Annotated in this window: 18 protein-coding genes and 5 tRNA genes; 22 read left to right on the top strand and 1 reads right to left on the bottom strand. The window is 41.4% G+C overall.

Annotation, left to right across the window (positions count from 1 at the left end; translation table 11 throughout):
- The first annotated feature begins 109 nt into the window (after positions 1-109).
- The gene (locus RHS_RS30890) at positions 110-4,027 is read left to right on the top strand and encodes an EAL domain-containing protein (protein WP_395022200.1); all 3,918 of its coding nucleotides are present in this window, start codon (positions 110-112) and stop codon (positions 4,025-4,027) included.
- Between the two features lie 96 nt (positions 4,028-4,123).
- On the opposite strand, the gene RHS_RS12145 is transcribed toward RHS_RS30890, so the two are convergent.
- A complete protein-coding gene (locus RHS_RS12145) occupies positions 4,124-4,687 on the bottom strand; it encodes a YcxB family protein (RefSeq protein WP_047833337.1) in 564 nt (187 codons plus the stop codon).
- Positions 4,688-4,971: 284 nt separating this feature from the next.
- Here RHS_RS12145 and RHS_RS12150 point away from each other — a divergent pair, with 284 nt between their 5' ends.
- From RHS_RS12150 to RHS_RS12250, 21 genes are all read left to right on the top strand, one after another.
- Complete coding sequence (locus RHS_RS12150; protein WP_027296508.1) at positions 4,972-5,289, top strand: hypothetical protein; 318 nt, start codon at positions 4,972-4,974, stop codon at positions 5,287-5,289.
- Positions 5,290-5,481: 192 nt separating this feature from the next.
- Positions 5,482-6,429, top strand: coding sequence for a cysteine synthase A (gene cysK, locus RHS_RS12155; RefSeq protein WP_044295792.1), 948 nt, complete (start codon positions 5,482-5,484; stop codon positions 6,427-6,429).
- 209 nt (positions 6,430-6,638) lie between these two features.
- The gene (locus tag RHS_RS12160; RefSeq protein ID WP_027296510.1) at positions 6,639-7,106 is read left to right on the top strand and encodes a DUF1700 domain-containing protein; all 468 of its coding nucleotides are present in this window, start codon (positions 6,639-6,641) and stop codon (positions 7,104-7,106) included.
- On the top strand, positions 7,103-7,516 hold the full coding sequence (locus RHS_RS12165; RefSeq protein WP_027296511.1) for an Rrf2 family transcriptional regulator: 414 nt from the start codon (positions 7,103-7,105) through the stop codon (positions 7,514-7,516). The genes RHS_RS12160 and RHS_RS12165 overlap by 4 nt, the downstream gene beginning before the upstream one ends.
- Before the next feature lie 157 nt (positions 7,517-7,673).
- Positions 7,674-8,117: an Rrf2 family transcriptional regulator gene (locus tag RHS_RS12170; protein ID WP_027296512.1), complete on the top strand. Its 444-nt coding sequence runs from the start codon at positions 7,674-7,676 to the stop codon at positions 8,115-8,117.
- A 196-nt stretch (positions 8,118-8,313) separates the two neighbouring features.
- Complete coding sequence (locus RHS_RS12175; RefSeq protein ID WP_047833338.1) at positions 8,314-9,609, top strand: O-acetylhomoserine aminocarboxypropyltransferase/cysteine synthase family protein; 1,296 nt, start codon at positions 8,314-8,316, stop codon at positions 9,607-9,609.
- Between the two features lie 41 nt (positions 9,610-9,650).
- The gene (cysK, locus tag RHS_RS12180) at positions 9,651-10,583 is read left to right on the top strand and encodes a cysteine synthase A (protein ID WP_027296514.1); all 933 of its coding nucleotides are present in this window, start codon (positions 9,651-9,653) and stop codon (positions 10,581-10,583) included.
- 179 nt (positions 10,584-10,762) lie between these two features.
- Positions 10,763-11,536 carry a threonine/serine exporter family protein gene (locus RHS_RS12185; protein WP_027296515.1) on the top strand — a complete coding sequence of 258 codons (774 nt, stop codon included), beginning with the start codon at positions 10,763-10,765 and terminating at the stop codon, positions 11,534-11,536.
- On the top strand, positions 11,533-11,973 hold the full coding sequence (locus RHS_RS12190; RefSeq protein WP_027296516.1) for a threonine/serine exporter family protein: 441 nt from the start codon (positions 11,533-11,535) through the stop codon (positions 11,971-11,973). Before RHS_RS12185 ends, RHS_RS12190 begins: the two co-directional genes overlap by 4 nt.
- Before the next feature lie 248 nt (positions 11,974-12,221).
- Entirely contained in the window at positions 12,222-12,515 is a 294-nt protein-coding gene (locus RHS_RS12195) for a hypothetical protein (RefSeq protein ID WP_052378025.1), read from the top strand.
- Positions 12,516-12,669: 154 nt separating this feature from the next.
- Entirely contained in the window at positions 12,670-12,987 is a 318-nt protein-coding gene (locus RHS_RS12200) for a rhodanese-like domain-containing protein (protein WP_044290453.1), read from the top strand.
- Positions 12,988-13,084: 97 nt separating this feature from the next.
- Positions 13,085-13,627 carry a phosphodiesterase gene (gene yfcE, locus RHS_RS12205; protein WP_027296518.1) on the top strand — a complete coding sequence of 181 codons (543 nt, stop codon included), beginning with the start codon at positions 13,085-13,087 and terminating at the stop codon, positions 13,625-13,627.
- A gap of 49 nt (positions 13,628-13,676) precedes the next feature.
- A complete protein-coding gene (locus RHS_RS12210; RefSeq protein WP_044295480.1) occupies positions 13,677-14,825 on the top strand; it encodes a class I SAM-dependent RNA methyltransferase in 1,149 nt (382 codons plus the stop codon).
- A gap of 10 nt (positions 14,826-14,835) precedes the next feature.
- Positions 14,836-16,218 (top strand): lectin like domain-containing protein, encoded by a 1,383-nt coding sequence (locus tag RHS_RS12215; RefSeq protein WP_047833339.1) that lies wholly within the window; start codon positions 14,836-14,838, stop codon positions 16,216-16,218.
- An 88-nt stretch (positions 16,219-16,306) separates the two neighbouring features.
- Positions 16,307-16,903, top strand: coding sequence for an XTP/dITP diphosphatase (locus RHS_RS12220; RefSeq protein ID WP_044295481.1), 597 nt, complete (start codon positions 16,307-16,309; stop codon positions 16,901-16,903).
- Positions 16,904-16,919: 16 nt separating this feature from the next.
- On the top strand, positions 16,920-17,402 hold the full coding sequence (locus tag RHS_RS12225; protein WP_027296522.1) for a metallophosphoesterase: 483 nt from the start codon (positions 16,920-16,922) through the stop codon (positions 17,400-17,402).
- A gap of 198 nt (positions 17,403-17,600) precedes the next feature.
- A tRNA-Pro gene (locus RHS_RS12230) sits at positions 17,601-17,675 on the top strand.
- Between the two features lie 25 nt (positions 17,676-17,700).
- Positions 17,701-17,771 (top strand) — tRNA-Gly (locus tag RHS_RS12235).
- A gap of 4 nt (positions 17,772-17,775) precedes the next feature.
- Positions 17,776-17,849, top strand: a tRNA-Arg gene (locus RHS_RS12240).
- A 52-nt stretch (positions 17,850-17,901) separates the two neighbouring features.
- A tRNA-His gene (locus tag RHS_RS12245) sits at positions 17,902-17,975 on the top strand.
- A gap of 12 nt (positions 17,976-17,987) precedes the next feature.
- Positions 17,988-18,059, top strand: a tRNA-Gln gene (locus RHS_RS12250).
- Positions 18,060-18,061: the final 2 nt, after the last annotated feature.

The raw sequence follows: 18,061 nt of genomic DNA on the forward strand, positions 1-18,061 counted from the left end.
TATGGTTTTTCTGCATGCTATATAATTGAATTTTGCAGAAAAGCAAGGTATAATAAAAGCATTCCAAATTAACGAATTATTGACTGAAGCGTCCGTATATGGAGGAACCATGGAGACAGAAAATAACAAGAACTACGGGAACAATATCCCCTGCGGCGTGTGCAGGATGAAATGCGATAAAGTATTTACTATTTTATGGGCAAATGACCGTTATTATAAAACGTTCGGATATACAGGAGAAGAAGCTGGGCAGGAAGAATTAAACAACGCAAAGAAGATAATCTATCCGGGGGATTATCAGAGACTTGTCCGTATGCTGCATAAAAAGATTGCGCAAAATATATATGATTTTGAATGTGAGCACCGTTATATCCACAGATCTGGCAAATTGTTGTGGATGAGAGTAGCATCCAATTATGATCCGGGTCAGGGTGGTACACTTACCTGCGCTATTACGGATATTACGAACCAAAAGAGTGCAGAAGAGTCACTGGCATTAAAAGAAGAAGAAAACAGAATCGCTTTTGCAATGACCGGTAAAATCATGGATGTATTTGATATCAAAACAAGAACACTGTACATAGAAAAAAGGGGGGCTCAAAGTTTTGGACTTCCGGAAGTTATTACAAATATGCCGAATGAAATTTTGAATACGGAGGTGGTAATTGAAGATAGTAAAGCGGAAGTATCCCGTTTTTTCCAGTCGATGCTGGATGGTATTCCGATGGGGGAAATTATAGTACGTTTAAAAAACAGAAAGGGCAGTCTCAACTGGTATAGGATGAAATACCGGCTTACTTATAGTGTGAACGGCGAAGTGCTGCGGGGCATTATCATATATGAGGATTATACGGTTCAGCGGGAAAAAGAAGCAGCCTATGAAAAATGGCGGAAGTATAATGAGAACCAGCTTGCAGGGGAGATTGTGTCCTATGAATGTAATCTGAATGAGAATACGGTGGAACATGTCGGCGGTCCCATGGCGGAAGAACTTCCGCAAAAAATAGATACCTACGATGAACTGGCTGCATTTGTGACAAAACAGTGGGTCTTTGAGGAAGACAGACAAACGTTTGAGCGTTTTTTTACCAGAAGCAGATTGATTGAAAAGTATTATAAAAAAGACTGCAGCCTTAAAATTGACTGCAGGTTTTTGGATTCCCAGGGTAAACTTTTCTGGACGGAGATCAGCACATTTTTACTTCCGGATCTTGATACAGACGAAGTCAAAGCAATGATACTGTTTCGAAATATTGACAAAGAAAAAAGAAGAAGCATTGAACTGGAGAATCGTTCTCAAATCGATCCCCTGACGGGACTGCTGAACCGGGGTACGGTTATCGAAGAAGTATCGGGACTGTTAGATAACAGTCCGCTGTCCAGCAGGCATATTTTTATAATGGTGGACATTGATTTCTTTAAATCTTTGAATGATCAGATGGGACATCAGTTTGGAGACCAGGTTTTAAGAGAGATTGCCAATATTTTAAAGACTTCCGTTCGTATAAATGATATTGTTGGGCGTCTGGGCGGGGATGAATTTGTAATTTGTTTAAGGGATATCCCCCTGAATACGCTTTTGGAACAGAAGCTTGGAAATATCGTCATGCAGCTTTCAAAGCATTATGAGGAGGGAATCTGTGTATCCGGCAGTATGGGTGTAGCAGTTTATCCAAAGGACGGAACCAGCTTTGACGAACTTTATATGCGTGCGGATGCCGCACTTTATACAGCCAAGGAGATGGGACGCAATCAGTTTGTATTCTATCAGCAGGGAATGGAACACAAACAAAAGGACCGAAACAGATGTAAGGATGAAGGGGAATCCGGTACAGGCAGCCAATCCGGCAGTCAGAATCATAAAAGTATAGGCAGTAAAGAGTATCTTGCAGAGATTAATGCCATGCACCATCTGGAGGAAAGTAATCTGATTTACAGTTATTTAAATTCCGTTCATCATATTTTTAAAGATATGATCGTCATGAATGTTTCAAAGAATTATTACAGGCGGATGCTGAATGAGAGCGAAGAAAATTTGCATAAATGGGAGAAGGGAGATCTCCATGCTGAACTGGAGGTTATAGTCAAAGACCGGATTCATCCCGAAGACGGGGTACGTTTTAAACAGTTTACGAACTGGGACCTGGTGAGAAAAGCGATGCAGGAAGGCAAAACAACGGTGTATGGAGAATTCAGAGGAAGAGCGCAGGGAGACAACTATAAATGGGAGGCGTTTTCTCTGGTGCCTATGAACGGTGGAAATGATGATGAAATGTACCTGTGTTTTATTCAGGATATCCATGCTGTTAAAATCCGTGAGGAAGAAAACCGCACTCTCCAGATACAGGTACGCAGACAGATTGAAGATGAATGTTACCGACGAATCATGGAATTGTCAGGGACAATATTACTGGAATATGACAGAGAGGATGACAGTTACTATGCATCGCCTCCGGCAAAACAGTTTACATTAATCAAAAATGTAGGGAGCGACAGAAACCAGCGCTTTATTACCCGGGATGATGTTCACCCCAATGACTGGGAACAGGCTAGAATGATTTCTAAAAAAGTGATGGATGGTGCCATGAATGCAGGAACTACCGTTCGTCTGAAAAAAACGGACGGTCAATTCATGTGGTGTCATATTGTTCTTACCGTGTTAAGGGCGGAGGATGGTTCTGTTAACCGGTCTCTGTTTACAATAACAGATGTAGATGAAGCTACTAGAAACAGACGGGAGCTTGAATACAGGGCAGAATATGATGATCTAACCGGTTGTTCTAATTTCAGCAGGTTTAAAATAGAAGCTAAACAAATTTTGGAAAACAGAAATGAAAAGAAATATGCGCTGTGGTATTGTGATCTGCGTAATTTTAAATTAGTAAACAATGTCTATGGCTATGATTTTGGAGACAGAGTACTGCAGTATTGGGCAAAGATCAGCAGCCGGGACCAGCGCGAAGGAGAAATATTTGCCAGGGTGTCGGCAGATCACTTTGTTTCCCTACTTTGGTATGACAGTATCGATGAGCTGGAGAGGCGGTTCCAGAAAAATGCAGGGCTACTGGCAAAATTCAAAGGACTGGCCGGAAAAAAACTGCTGCTGGAAATGGTTGCGGGGATCTATCTGGTAGAAAAACACGGGAAGACCATAGGGATAGAAGATATGATAGATTGTGCCAATCTTGCTCAAAAAAGTGTAAAAGTATTAGAAGGCAGTAAATATGCAGTCTATACAGAAGAAATGCGCAGGCAGATTCTATCGGAAAAAGAAATGGAATCGGCTATGTATAAAGCTTTGGAGAACCGGGAATTCTGCGCTTATTTTCAGCCTATCGCTGAGATTCAGGACGGAATACGGGTAAGTGGGGCAGAGACCCTGGCAAGGTGGATACGTCCGGGTTATGGTGTGGTTCCGCCCAACAGATTCATTCCGCTGTTTGAAAAAAATGGTTTTATTATTGATCTGGACAGTTATATGTTTGAAGAAGCCTGCCGTTTTCTGCGCAAATGGCTGGATGAAGGACGGGAGCCCATTAAAATATCGGTTAATGTCTCCAGAATAAGTGTATTTCAACGGGATTTTTCCAGACATTATATCAGGCTAAAGGAAAAATATAATATACCGAATGGCCTGCTGGAATTAGAGTGTACGGAATCAGTGCTGGTTGAGAATGCAGAACTTCTGGAAATGGTTATGCGTACCATGCGCGTAAGCGGTTTTTTCTTCTCTATGGATGATTTTGGTTCCGGGTATTCTTCCCTGAATCTGCTAAAAGACATTACCGTAGACATACTGAAGCTGGATATGATGTTTTTCCGTAATGAAAACCTGAAGGAGCCTCGTCATCAGACTATTATATCCAGTATTATCTCCATGGCGAAGGCATTGAATATGAAGGTTGTGGCTGAGGGTGTGGAAACAGAAGAGCAATTGCAGCTGCTACGTGAATTCGGGTGTGATTATATCCAGGGGTATCTGATCAGCAGGCCGATACCTGCGGAAGAATTTGAAAATCAGTTTTAGAATATTTTAGAAAAAAAGGGATCGCTGCAGAGCAAATTTCAAACCAGATATGAAATGCAGTCCGGTATAAGAAATGATTTCTGCAGCGATCTATTTTTATTGGGAACAAGAACATTGTTTCAGATTAAGCTTTTCCTTCCTAAACTTATTGTCTAAAAAGATTTGAAAGTGCTCGGCTGAGCCGATTGTAAAATTATTTTTTCCCAGAGCCATATATCTGCTGCCATGCTCCAGAAAATAATAATTTTCAATTAATGTCCAGCTTTTAATGCCGGACCAGTCCACAACCGTTGTTTCTTCCGGAGTGATCTGTGTGAGCGTACTGGGGGTAATCTGAAAAGTCATCTTTTTGCCGCAAAGGCAGGATTGTTTTGACTTGCGAAGCTTACGAACAAAGGATCTCTTGTAAAAATCTTTTGCAAAATAAATAAAGATAATTCCAAAAACCAATGCACACATTCCGGCAGCACCCAGGCTCCAGCTTCTTAAATGCGGGGCCTGGCTTAAAGCCAAAACACTTACGAGCAGAAAGCCAATTCCCCAAAGCTGGTAACGTTTCACTGCTTTAAATGCCGGAGTATCATTTTCTAACAAGGTATCATAATATAATTTTTCAAATCCATCATCATAAGACGTTTCATTCTGAAATAAAAGTTCCAAGATACACACCTCCTTTTGAGTCTGATAAATTATTGCAATAATCGGCACGCTCTGTCCTGCTAAAATTAAATTCATATATCTTTGATGCAGGTATTTTACAGACATGCTTTGATTGTCTATTATATACGGTAAATGTGATTTTTATATGAAAAATCAGAGAAAGAATACAATATTGCTGATCTTAGGTTACGGTTTTCCTTTAATTACTACTTTAATTAAAGAACAGATTCTGATATAATAACAAAAACAGAACAAATGTTCGAAAAACGTAAGGAGGAATTATCATGGCGTTTGGTACAGGGATTAATATGGATTCACCGGATGCGGGAAGAATTCGGGGAAAGCAGATAGAAATAGCATGTTACTGCTGGTTTACCCGAACAGGAATCAGCATACCGCGATTAGTGAAATACCAGGATGAAGAAGGAGAAATTCACACGATTGGCAACATTCGTGTACTGTGCTCCGAGCAGAAGAACTTTGCCGGGGTTTCTTCCATGGAATATCAATGTGAGATGGTGGCAGAAGGGATTATGAAGAATGTGAAGCTGATTTTTTTCCCCGATAAGAAAAAATGGGTGATGGTTTACGGGAATGCGTGATAAAATATGGGATTGGAGGACGGAGCATATTGCCAATCCAAATGGTCTATGCTATACTTCCTATTAGAAAATTGTAGGTCTAAAACAGGACTTTACAGATTATCATGATATTAATCAGCATAAATTTCAGTATCGAAAACGATGCCAGTTTAAAGAGTTGAAAATAAAGAAATGGAAAGGAAACCGCAGGAAATGATCTATAATAATGTATTGGAAGCGATCGGACATACTCCCATGGTTCGTTTAAACAGGCTGTCTCAGCCGGACAGCGCCGAGATTCTGGTGAAATACGAAGGTGTAAACGTGGGGGGATCCGTGAAGACAAGAACCGCGTATAATATGATTGCGGAGGCAGAGAAAAAAGGAAAGCTTCACAAAGATTCGGTTATCGTTGAGCCTACCAGTGGAAATCAGGGAATTGGATTGGCTTTGGTTGGGGCTGTAAAAGGATATAAGGTAAAAATTGTGATGCCTGATTCTGTAAGTGAAGAACGCAGGAAACTGGTAACACAGTATGGGGCGGAAGTAATACTGGTTCATGATGAGGGAGACATCGGAGCCTGCATTGAAGAGTGTCTGCAGACAGCCCTGCGCATCGGAGCAGAAGATCCCAATGCCTATATTCCACAGCAATTTATTAATCCGGATAACCCGCTGGTGCATAAATACCATACAGGCGTGGAAATACTAGAACAAGTAGAAGGACCAATTCATGGTTTCTGTTCCGGAGTGGGTACGGGCGGCACACTATCCGGCATTGGAGAAGTTTTGAAACGGCAAAACCCCGATATTGTGATCTGGGCTGTTGAGCCGGAACATGCGGCAATTTTATCAGGCGGAAGCATCGGAACACATTTGCAGATGGGAATCGGGGACGGACTGATTCCGGAGAATCTGAACATGGATATTTATGAGGATATCTGTATCGTGACAGATGAAGAAGCGCTGGATGTTTCAAAACGCCTTGCCAGAGAAGAAGGGCTGCTATGCGGAATCTCAAGCGGTTCCAATGTGGCGGCAGCCATGCGCCTTGCCAAAAAGCTGGGACCCGGAAAAAGAGTGGTTACCATTCTCCCGGATACAGGGGAACGTTATTATAGCACAGAATTATTTGAAGATGAAAATAACAAACCGCTCTGATAAGTTTTGCGGAGAATGCCTTGTAAAATAGTAGAAACCTATGCTATAATGTCAACAATTACGACAGGTAGTGTGGAAGAAAGCACTTTTACACTGTTTATTTGGACATATCGTAAGCAAGCTTACAATATGTATGCTGTCAAGTGTGGGAATACTACTAACTTTGTAATGAGGCAGTTTCTGCCTGCAGAAAGGATTTACATTCGAAGATGAATAGACAAGAGTTTTTGAATACTTTGCGTTCACAATTATCAGGAGAGATCAGTTCACGGGAAGTGGAAGAGAATATCCGGTATTATGATGAATATATCAGAGACGCAGTCGAAAATGGAAAATCGGAATTCCAGATATTAAACGAGATCGGGAGTCCATTACTGATTGCACGAACAATTATTGAGACTAGCAATAAAGCTAAAGGAACAGGTTATCAGGCACAGAGTCAGGGATCTTCTTTTCAGGAGGATGAGAATGATAACAGGCGTCCGAATGGCAGTTTTCATTCTTTTAATCTTCAGACAGGGATACCAAAGTGGCTGGTGATTACGGGAGTTGTAGTAATCTTAGTTGTATTGCTCAGCATTTTGGGATCCGCAATTGCAATTCTTTCCAGATTCTTTATTCCGATTATAGTAATCGTGCTTGTTGTGGCACTGTTTAAGAGCAGGGGCCGCCGATGAAGATATCTACGAAAGGCATATATGCCTTAGAAATAGCAGTGGATCTGGCAATGCATTCTGATTCAGAGCATTTAGAGAGTATTAAGAATATTGCGGGCCGGAGAAATCTTTCAGAAAAATATCTGGAGCGGATTATCAGTATGCTTAAGAAAGCAAATCTGGTGAGCAGTACCCGGGGGGCAAGAGGCGGATACTGCCTGGCGAAGCCTGCCGGTGAAATTATGGTTTATGATATTCTGACTGCAGTGGAAGGAAACCTGGCGCCGGTTGAATGCCTGATTAAGTCAACCGATTGTGGAATAGATTGTGAGAAATGTCCTACAAGGCGTGTCTGGAATCAAATGTGGGAGCTGATCAAGGATGCTGCGAAAGAGACCAGATTGGAAGATCTGCTCAAAAAAGCCAGTTAGCGTTAATACAAAATAGAGCTGCAGGATAAGAGCAGTTCTATTTTTTTAATGTTTTTTTAAATTAGGTATTGACATTTACAGATTTATCCTGTATAACATAGATATATTATTTAACATATCGGTTTGGTAGGAAATAAAACAGGAAAAAGGTGATGAAATGAAAATCTCAACAAAAGGAAGATATGGCCTGCGGGCGCTGGTTGATTTAGCATCGCATTCTACAAGTGAAGCTGTATCACTGGCAAGCGTAGCCAACAGGCAGAAAATATCCGTCAATTATCTGGAACAGGTTTTTGCAACACTCCGAAAAGCCGGATTAGTAAAAAGTATCAAAGGGCCGCAGGGTGGATATATGCTTGCAATGAAGCCGGAAGAGATGCAGGTATCTGATATATTAACAGCTTTGGAAGGCAAGTTCAGTATTATAGATGAAGTGGCGCCCAATGAGCAGCAGGATAAAGTACAAATGGCGATTAATGAACTGGTTTGGGAGAAGATCAACCAGCAGGTAAATCATTATCTGGAAAGCACCACGCTGGCTGATTTAGTAGAAGAGTATCAGAAATTAAATGGGGAAGAAGAATATATGTACTATATATAATAATTATAATACGTAATATTCTTTCAGAAATAATTCCTACTAAGTAAATAATGTTAATTGGAATACTAAGTGCATAAAATAAGCACAGTATGAAAATAAATTTGTGGTAAAAGCCACGTGCTGCAGCATATGAAAGGCTGCACCAGCATAACTCGTTCAGACAATGAGAATATAGTGAAAAGTGAGGAGAAATATTATGAGTGAAAAGAGAGAATTAAAATTTGAGACACTTCAATTACACGTAGGACAGGAAAATCCGGATCCGGTAACCGATGCAAGGGCAGTACCGATCTATCAGACATCTTCTTATGTTTTCAAGAACTGCGCACATGCCGCAGCACGTTTTAACCTTACAGATGCAGGTAATATCTATGGAAGGCTTACCAACACCACACAAGACATTTTCGAACAGCGTATAGCAGCGCTGGAAGGCGGAGTAGCAGCACTGGCGGTAGCTTCCGGAGCCGCAGCAATTACATATACATTTCAGAATCTGGCACATGCTGGCGATCATATCGTAGCAGCCAAGACAATATACGGCGGAACCTATAATCTTCTGGAACATACTCTTCCGGAATACGGAATTACAGCAACATTTGTAGATCCGGATGTGGAAGGCAGTTTTGAAGCGGCAATTCAGGAAAATACCAAAGCAGTTTTTATTGAGACCATCGGCAATCCCAATGCAAGCCTGATTGATATTGAAAAGGTGGCGGCAATTGCCCATGCGCATAAAATACCATTAGTGGTTGACAGCACTTTTGCGACACCTTACCTGGTACGCCCTATTGATTTGGGAGCAGATATCGTAGTACACTCTGCAACGAAATTTATTGGAGGACACGGAACAACCATTGGAGGGGTAATTATTGACAGCGGAAAATTTGACTGGGAAGCATCCGGAAAGTTTCCGTCACTTACCGAACCAAACCCAAGTTACCATGGAGTAAGCTTTACGAAAGTCGTTGGTCCGGCAGCATTTGTGACCAAGATCCGTGCAATTTTATTGCGTGATACCGGAGCTACACTTTCCCCGATTCATGCATTTATCTTCTTACAGGGATTAGAGACATTATCGCTGCGTGTAGAACGTCATGTAGAAAATGCCTTAAAGGTAGTTGATTATTTAAGCAAACATTCCCAGGTAGAAAAAGTAAATCATCCGGCGCTTTCTGACAGCCCGTATCATGAGCTGTATCAGCGTTATTTCCCTAAGGGAGGGGCTTCGATCTTTACTTTTGAAATCAAGGGCGGATCTCAGGAAGCACAGGATTTCATAGACCATCTGGAAATTTTCTCTTTACTTGCCAATGTAGCGGATGTAAAATCATTAGTAATACATCCGGCAAGTACTACACATTCCCAGATGACAGAAGATGAACTTGCAGGTTCCGGCATTAAACCAAATACAATCCGGTTATCAATCGGTACGGAACACATTGATGATATTATTTATGATTTGGATCAGGCATTTCAGGCAATTGCTAAGTAAGGGAACCAGGAGCCTGACGCATTTAAGAAAGGATGTTTAAAATGGCTAAAATATATGGAAGTATTACAGAATTGGTAGGAAAAACTCCCCTTGTGGAATTAAAAAATATTGAAAGTGCTTTAGGTCTGGCGGGTAAAGTGGTAGTGAAATTAGAATACTTCAATCCGGCCGGAAGCGTAAAAGACAGAGTGGCAAAGGCTATGGTGGAAGATGCTGAGAATAAAGGTATCTTAAAACCGGGTGCTACCATTATTGAACCAACCAGCGGAAACACCGGTATCGGGCTTGCCAGCGTAGCAGCGGCAAAAGGCTATAAAGCTATCTTTACCATGCCGGAGACGATGAGTATTGAAAGAAGAAAATTACTTCTGGGATACGGTGCGGAAATTGTGCTGACGGAAGGTGCTAAGGGAATGAAAGGCGCAATTGCAAAAGCGGAAGAACTTGCAAAAGATATTCCGAATGCCTTTATTCCCGGGCAGTTTGAAAATGCAGCCAATCCGGCAATCCACGCGGCTACAACAGGACCGGAGATCTGGGCAGATACGGAAGGTGCGGTAGATATGTTTATTGCCGGAGTTGGTACCGGCGGAACATTAAGCGGAACCGGCGTATTCTTAAAATCCAAGAAACCGGAAATAAAAGTCATTGCTGTAGAGCCTGCTGCATCACCGGTTTTATCAAAAGGTACCGGCGGACCTCATAAAATTCAGGGAATTGGTGCCGGTTTTGTACCCAAGAACCTGAATCAGAATGTCTATGATGAAATTGTAACAGTAGAAAATGCAGAAGCATTTGAGGCTGCAAAGCTGATTGCAAAAAAAGAAGGTATTCTGGTTGGAATTTCTTCCGGAGCAGCTCTTCATACTGCAATTGAATTTGCGAAAAAGCCGGAGAATGCAGGAAAAACCATTGTTGCGCTACTTCCGGATACCGGAGAGCGTTATCTCTCAACAGAATTATTTGAAGCATAAGGATTATCAGGCGCCGGTAGTTTACCGGCGCTTTCTATATGGAAAGAATTTTTTCCGGGCATTGAAATGCAATTTCATTTTATTTTAATAACAGCTTTCTTTTATGGGAAAAATATTGTAGAATGTAAGCAAATATTGGAATAACAGCGTTGAAAATAAAAAGAGTAGGAATTGCAAAAATGGAACAGATTACAGACTATAAACTATTACTGGATACGGCGGTGCTGGCAGGACAGATCATGCTGCGAAACGGTGCCGAGATTTACCGTGTGGAAGACACCATTCACCGTATCTTAAAAGTATCCAGCTTAAAGACCACAGAAGCATACGTTACAACTACCGGTATGATTGTTACGCTGGATGATCCCCAGATCGATTCGCTGACCGTTATTCGAAGAATTGCAGACCGGGAGACAAATCTTAATAAAATTACTCTTGTAAATACCATATCCAGAAGATTTTGTGCCGGGGAAATTACCCTGAAAGAAGCATTTCATGATCTGAAACACCTGGAATCCCGGGAATATTCCCAGAAAGTATTGGATCTTTCTACTATTGTAGTTGCATCGGCCTTTGCGCTTTTATTGGGCGGAACGGCTATGGATGCTTTAGGTGCGGCAATTGATGGTGCACTGCTGGTACTGGTGTTAAAGCTGGGAATTAAAATTGGTTTTAATCCATTTTTTAAAGATGTTGCTGCATCTGCTGTAATAGCGGTGGGTGCGATCCTTCTGTCCAGAATACCATTTACCGTTATGAATATGGACATGATCATTATTGGTACCATTATGCCCCTGGTGCCCGGAGCTGCCATTACGAATGCTATTCGGGATACGCTTCAGGGGGATTATGTTGCAGGCGGTGCAAAAGCCCTGGAGGCATTTGTAAAGGCCGTTGCAATTGTTATTGGTGTGGCATTCGGAATGATTATTATGGGAGGTGTAAAGGCATGATTGTGCAGGTAGTGAGTGCATTTGTTGCAATATTAGCGTTTTCAACGGTGATACAGGTACCGAAAAAATATCTGGTGTACTGTGGACTGATCGGAGCGGCAGGGTGGCTTGTGTATCTGCTGAATGCAGACAGTAAGGGAATTGTAATGGCGAACTTTCTCGCAGCACTTGTGATCGCATTGATTTCCCATGTGTTTGCCAGAATATTTAAAGCTCCGGTAACGGTATTCTTAATCCCGGGAATTCTGGTTATAGTGCCGGGAGCCGGTATGTACCGGACGGTTTATCAGATCTTTTTAGGGGAACAGCAAAAGGCGATGAATTCACTGCTTCAGACGATTGAAATAGCAGGAATGATCGCTTTGGCAGTATTTATTATGGACTCTGTGTTCGATATGATTCGCAATAAGAAGTGGAAAAAAATAAAGGCAGAATAGGAACCGGAACTGTTCTTTGGAGAATATTTAGACAGTGAAAGACCCAAGCAGGGGAGCTACTTGGGTCTTTCGAGGGGAGTATAAATAATTAATAAGGGGTTTGTAAAAAAAATTTTTTGAAGGGTAAATTCTTTTTACATCTCAAATTATAATATAGATTGGAAAAAAATGCAATACATATTTTTTACTATTTTTGAGATAATAAATTTTGTAATAAAAATATTTATTATTCAGGAGGGAATGAAACTATGGCAAAGAATATGAATTCTAAAAACCAGACTCAAAATAGTACGAACAACTATGAATCTAATGTAGAATCAAAGAACAAAGCAAGTAACAAAGCTAGCAATTCTTATAAGGATGCAAGCGAAAAAAACAGTGCTTACAACAGTACTAATGAATCCGAGAATTCCTATAACTCTTACAAGAACAGCAATTCTTCTAAGAACGCTACAAGCAACAATACTTCCAAAAATGCAAGCCGCAATGCTTCTTCAGACTGTCACCACGAATCTGATGAATACAGCGATTGCAACTACTAAAACCGGATATCTGACATCAGGTAGGGACAGCAAGTAAAATCAACCGGTTTTAAAGAGAGATGGAGTCTTGGCCACAATACGGCCGGGGCTCTGTTTTTTTGCACACATTTCCAGATTTCTGCATATATTAAGTCAGGAAGGAGTGTATGTATTTATGAATTTTGAGATGATTGCACCGAAACAACTGGATACGTACGTCAGGGATAAAAGCGCATTTATTATAGATCTCAGAACACCGGACGAATTCGTAGAACGTCATATAAAAGGAGCTGTAAATATCCCATATGAAAGTTTGGGCAATTGTTATACACTGCCCCAGGATATGATGATTATCGTATATTGTGAACGTGGTTCCATCAGTATGGCTGCAGCCAGGGAACTTGCGGAAAAAGGCTATCGTGTAAAGACAATGATCGGTGGAATCCACGCTTACCGTGGAAGATACCTGGAATCCTATCGCCATACCTTATAGTTCGTATTTTAGAAAATATTAAGGAAGTAAAAATATTGACAGGGGCAGACACTGGCATTAATATAGGAGATAGATGAAAAGAATGGAGGAAATGCAAATGAAACTTATGTTTGCGTCAGATATACACGGATCATCTTTTTACTGTAAAAAGATGTTAGAGGCATACAGATTAGAAAAGGCAGGACGCCTGGTGCTTCTGGGAGATATTCTTTATCATGGACCAAGAAATGATTTGCCAAAGGAATATGCTCCCAAAGAGGTCATCTCCATGTTGAATCCTTTGAAAAATGAGATTTATGCAGTAAGGGGCAATTGTGAGGCAGAAGTGGATCAGATGGTTTTGGAATTCCCTGTAATGGCAGATTACTGTATTATTATGGAGGGGGATAACACAATTTATGCCAGTCATGGTCATGTCTTCCACAAAGACAATCTGCCTCCTTTGGCAGAAGGGGATATCTTTATTCATGGACATACCCATGTACCCGTTGCCCAAAAGTATAAGCATTTTACCTTATTAAACCCGGGTTCCGTGTCATTGCCAAAAGAGGGAAATGTGCCAACGTATGGAATTTTAGAAAATGGAGTATTTTCAATTAAAGATTTTGAAGGAAATACCGTGAAACAACTGGCATTATAAGAAAAAAGCATTATAAGAAACCTGCAAATGCAGACAGATAGGAGAAAAAATGAAACAAATTGAATTAATAGCACCTTGCCACTTTGGGCTGGAAGCCGTTTTAAAGCGTGAGATCATTGACCTTGGATATGAAGTCAGTCAGGTAGAAGATGGACGAGTTACCTTTTTAGGAGATATGGAAGCTGTGAGCTATGCCAATGTATTTTTAAGGTCAGCAGAGCGTATATTATTAAAAGTCGGGAAAGTCCATGCTGAGACTTTTGATGAATTGTTTGAGTGCACAAAAGAACTTCCATGGGAAAATTTCATTCCAAAGGATGGCAAATTCTGGGTGACTAAGGCTACTTCTATTAAGAGCCAGCTGTTTAGCCCTACGGATATACAGTCGATCATGAAAAAAGCCATGGTTGAACGTTTAAAAGGCGTATATGGCATACAGTGGTTTGAAGAAACAGGTCCGGCTTATCCGGTACGTGTATTTTTTATGAAAGATGAAGCTACTATTGGTATTGATACATCCGGAGTCTCCCTTCACAAGCGCGGATACCGTCAGCTTACAAGTAAGGCACCGATTACAGAGACACTTGCGGCTGCACTGATTATGCTGACACCCTGGAACAAAAGCAGAATACTGGTTGATCCCTTTTGCGGAAGCGGTACCTTTCCAATAGAAGCAGCTTTAATGGCTGCCAACATAGCTCCCGGGATGAACCGTTCTTTCTTATCGGAAGACTGGGACAACCTGGTAACGAAGAAACACTGGTACAATGCAATGGATGAAGCAAGAGAAAATGTAAATGATCAGATAGAAGTGGATATACAGGGATATGATATGGACGGTGACGTGATAAAATCAGCCAGAGAAAATGCAAAGCTGGCAGGCGTGGATCATCTGATTCATTTTCAGCAAAGAGCCGTTTCCCAGCTGAATCATCCAAAAAAATACGGATTTGTAATTACCAATCCACCGTATGGGGAGAGAATTGAAGATAAAGAAAACCTGCCGGGATTGTACCGGGAGATAGGAGAGAGCTTTAAGCGGCTGGATTCCTGGTCAGAATATCTGATTACCTCTTATGAAGATGCGGAAAAGTATATTGGAAAAAAAGCAGATAAGAACAGAAAGATTTATAATGGAATGATAAAAACATATTTTTATCAATTCTTGGGACCCAGACCGCCTAAGATTAAAAAATAAGGGGTAGACATTGATTAAAAAAATTCAGACATTCATTGTGATTCTAATTGTATTGCTGATTGGATACGGAGCATTTCAATATATGGAGCCGGAGATACGTGCGCTGTTAGACGGCAAAAAGCAGCAGGAACACAGGCAAACGGAAAGTGGTTCCAATACCCGGGACAGCAGCATGGAAGATAATACAGAGCCGGCGGGCAAGGATGAAAATGTAAGGCTGCCAAAGTCATATGACAGCCGGAATGAAGCAAGGGCTCCTGTTATTAAAAATCAGGGTGAGCTTGGCACCTGCTGGGCGGTAGCCACGTCCTCGGCGCTGGAATCCTCCCTGCTTCCAAGGGAACACCTTGTATTTTCTGCGGACCATATATCACTTCGGAATCATTTTGCAAAGAATCAGAACGATGGCGGAGATTATACCATGGCAATGGCGTATCTTGCCGGATGGCAGGGACCTGTACTGGAACAGGATGACCCTTATGGAGATGGTGTTTCACCGGATGGGCTGACACCGGTGAAGCATGTACAGGAGATCCAGATGATTAAGGATAAGGATTATGATGCAATAAAACGGGCAGTTTATCACCATGGTGCTGTCCAGTCTTCCCTTTATATGGATCTTCAGAATACAGTGAGTTCATCGGTGTTTTTTAATAAGATTAACAATACGTATTGTTATGTGGGAAATGCCCGCTCTAATCATGATATTTTAATTATTGGATGGGATGACCACTATCCGGCGGACAAATTTAATGCGGATATTAAGAAGGATGGGGCGTTTATCTGCCAGAACAGCTGGGGGGCAGACTTCGGGGAAGACGGCATTTTTTATGTCTCATACGAAGATGCCAATCTTGGAAATAATTGTGTTGCCTATTCCAGGATCGAAAATACGGGGAATTATGACCATATTTACCAGACAGACCTGTGCGGCTGGGTAGGGCAGATCGGGTATGGCTCTGATACCTGCTATTTTGCAAATGTATATGAAGCAAAGCAGGATGAAAATCTGAGTGCAGTGGGATTCTATGCTACGGGGAAAGATACGGAGTATGACATTCATATCATTGAAGAGTTTGACGGGCCTTCCTCCTTGATTTCCTGGAGTCCTGCCCAGAGCGGTAAATTTGGCAACGGAGGGTACTATACCGTAGATCTGGAGGAGCCGGTGAAAGTGGCTAAAGGCCAGCGTTATGCAGTTATGATAAAAATAAAATCTCCCGGTCTGCAGTATCCGGTTGCAACGGAATATCAGGCAGATGAAGCAACTAAGAACGTGGATATTGCCGATGGTGAAGGGTATATCAGTATGAGCGGATATTCCTGGACAAGAACAGAAACAGAGCATTCCTGCAATGTCTGTCTGAAGGTATACACCAGGGATGCGCAGTAACGGTATTGGTTTACAGACGCAATCCCGGTGTGTTATAATTTTGGTAAATTTACATAAGAAAAATTAACATGAGGAAAAGGGTGGAACAGTGAGTAAGAGAATTATTTTCGCAACTGGTAATCAGGGAAAAATGAAAGAAATAAAAATGATACTGGCTGATCTGGATGTTCAGGTAGTCTCATTGAAAGAAGCCGGAATTGAAGCCGATATTGTAGAAGACGGAGCAACATTTCAAGAAAATGCTGTTATTAAGGCTAAGACTATTATGGAAATGACCGGCGATATTGTACTGGCAGATGATTCAGGGTTAGAAATTGATTACCTGAATAAAGAGCCGGGTATCTATTCTGCAAGATATATGGGAGAAGATACTTCTTATGATATAAAAAATAATAATCTTATCGGGCGTCTGAATGGTGTGCCTGATGAAAAAAGGACGGCTCGTTTTGTATGTGTCATTGCAGCAGCATTTCCAAATGGTGAAATTTTGACTACGGAAGGAACCATTGAAGGTATGATTGGATATGAGATAAAAGGAAGCAATGGTTTTGGCTATGATCCTATATTTTATCTTCCCCAGTATAAATGTACGACGGCAGAACTGGATATGGAATTGAAAAATGAATTAAGCCACAGAGGAAAAGCGCTTCGGGCGATGAAAGAACAATTAAAAAATAAAATTTAGAGGAGCATGGTGCCAGATGAAGATCCTGATTGTAAGTGATACGCATCGCAGAGATGCCAATTTAAAAGAGGTCTTATTAAAAGTTAGCCCGATCGACAAATTAATCCATCTGGGGGATTCTGAGGGCAGTGAGGACTATATCAGGCAGATTGCTGACTGCCCGGTACATATTGTAAGCGGAAATAATGACTTCTTCAGTGATTTACCACGTGAAGAAGAATTGCAGCTTGGGAAATATAAAATTCTGCTCACTCATGGACATTATTATTATGTATCACTGGATACACGTTCGATCAAAGAAGAGGCAAAAGCAAGAGGATTTGACATTGTAATGTTTGGACATACACACAGGCCGGTTTTAGAGATACAGGAAGATATTATAGCATTAAATCCGGGCAGTTTATCCTATCCCAGACAGGATGGGAGAAAACCAAGCTATATTATCATGGAACTTGATAATAAGGGAGAAGCACATTTTACAATAAATTTTTTAGGGTGAAGAGCTCGATTTGACCAATTTGAAGAAATAAATCCAAAAAATAAATTGGCGAAAAAGCCCGAATATTCAACACTTTCGGGCTTTTTCAAAAAAATAAAAAAATATTTGAAAAAAGTTGTTGACATTTGGTGTGAGCTATAATATAATATGTCTTGCGTCAGGGAACAGACGAAACAACAAAAACAAACAAGACACCATCGGGGTGTGGCTCAGCTTGGCTAGAGCGCCTGGTTTGGGACCAGGAGGTCGCAGGTTCGAATCCTGTCACCCCGACTTGTTCCTAAAATAACGCAGATATGCGGGTGTAGTTCAATGGTAGAACACTAGCCTTCCAAGCTAGATACGTGGGTTCGATTCCCATCACCCGCTGTTTGAGTCTGTAGCTCAGTTGGATAGAGCAACGGCCTTCTAAGCCGTGGGTCGGGGGTTCGAATCCCTTCAGGCTCGTTTTTCTTTGCAGAGATCATATGTCTGCTGCAAAGAAAGCAAAATTAATATGGTGGATATAGCGCAGTTGGTTAGCGCGCCAGATTGTGGCTCTGGAGGCCGAGGGTTCGAATCCCTTTATCCACCCTAACCACACATTGGGCTATCGCCAAGCGGTAAGGCACAGCACTTTGACTGCTGCATTCGTTGGTTCAAATCCAACTAGCCCAGTT

Origin of the sequence: Robinsoniella sp. RHS (genome assembly GCF_001029355.1) — a bacterium.
Lineage (GTDB): Bacteria > Bacillota > Clostridia > Lachnospirales > Lachnospiraceae > Robinsoniella > Robinsoniella peoriensis.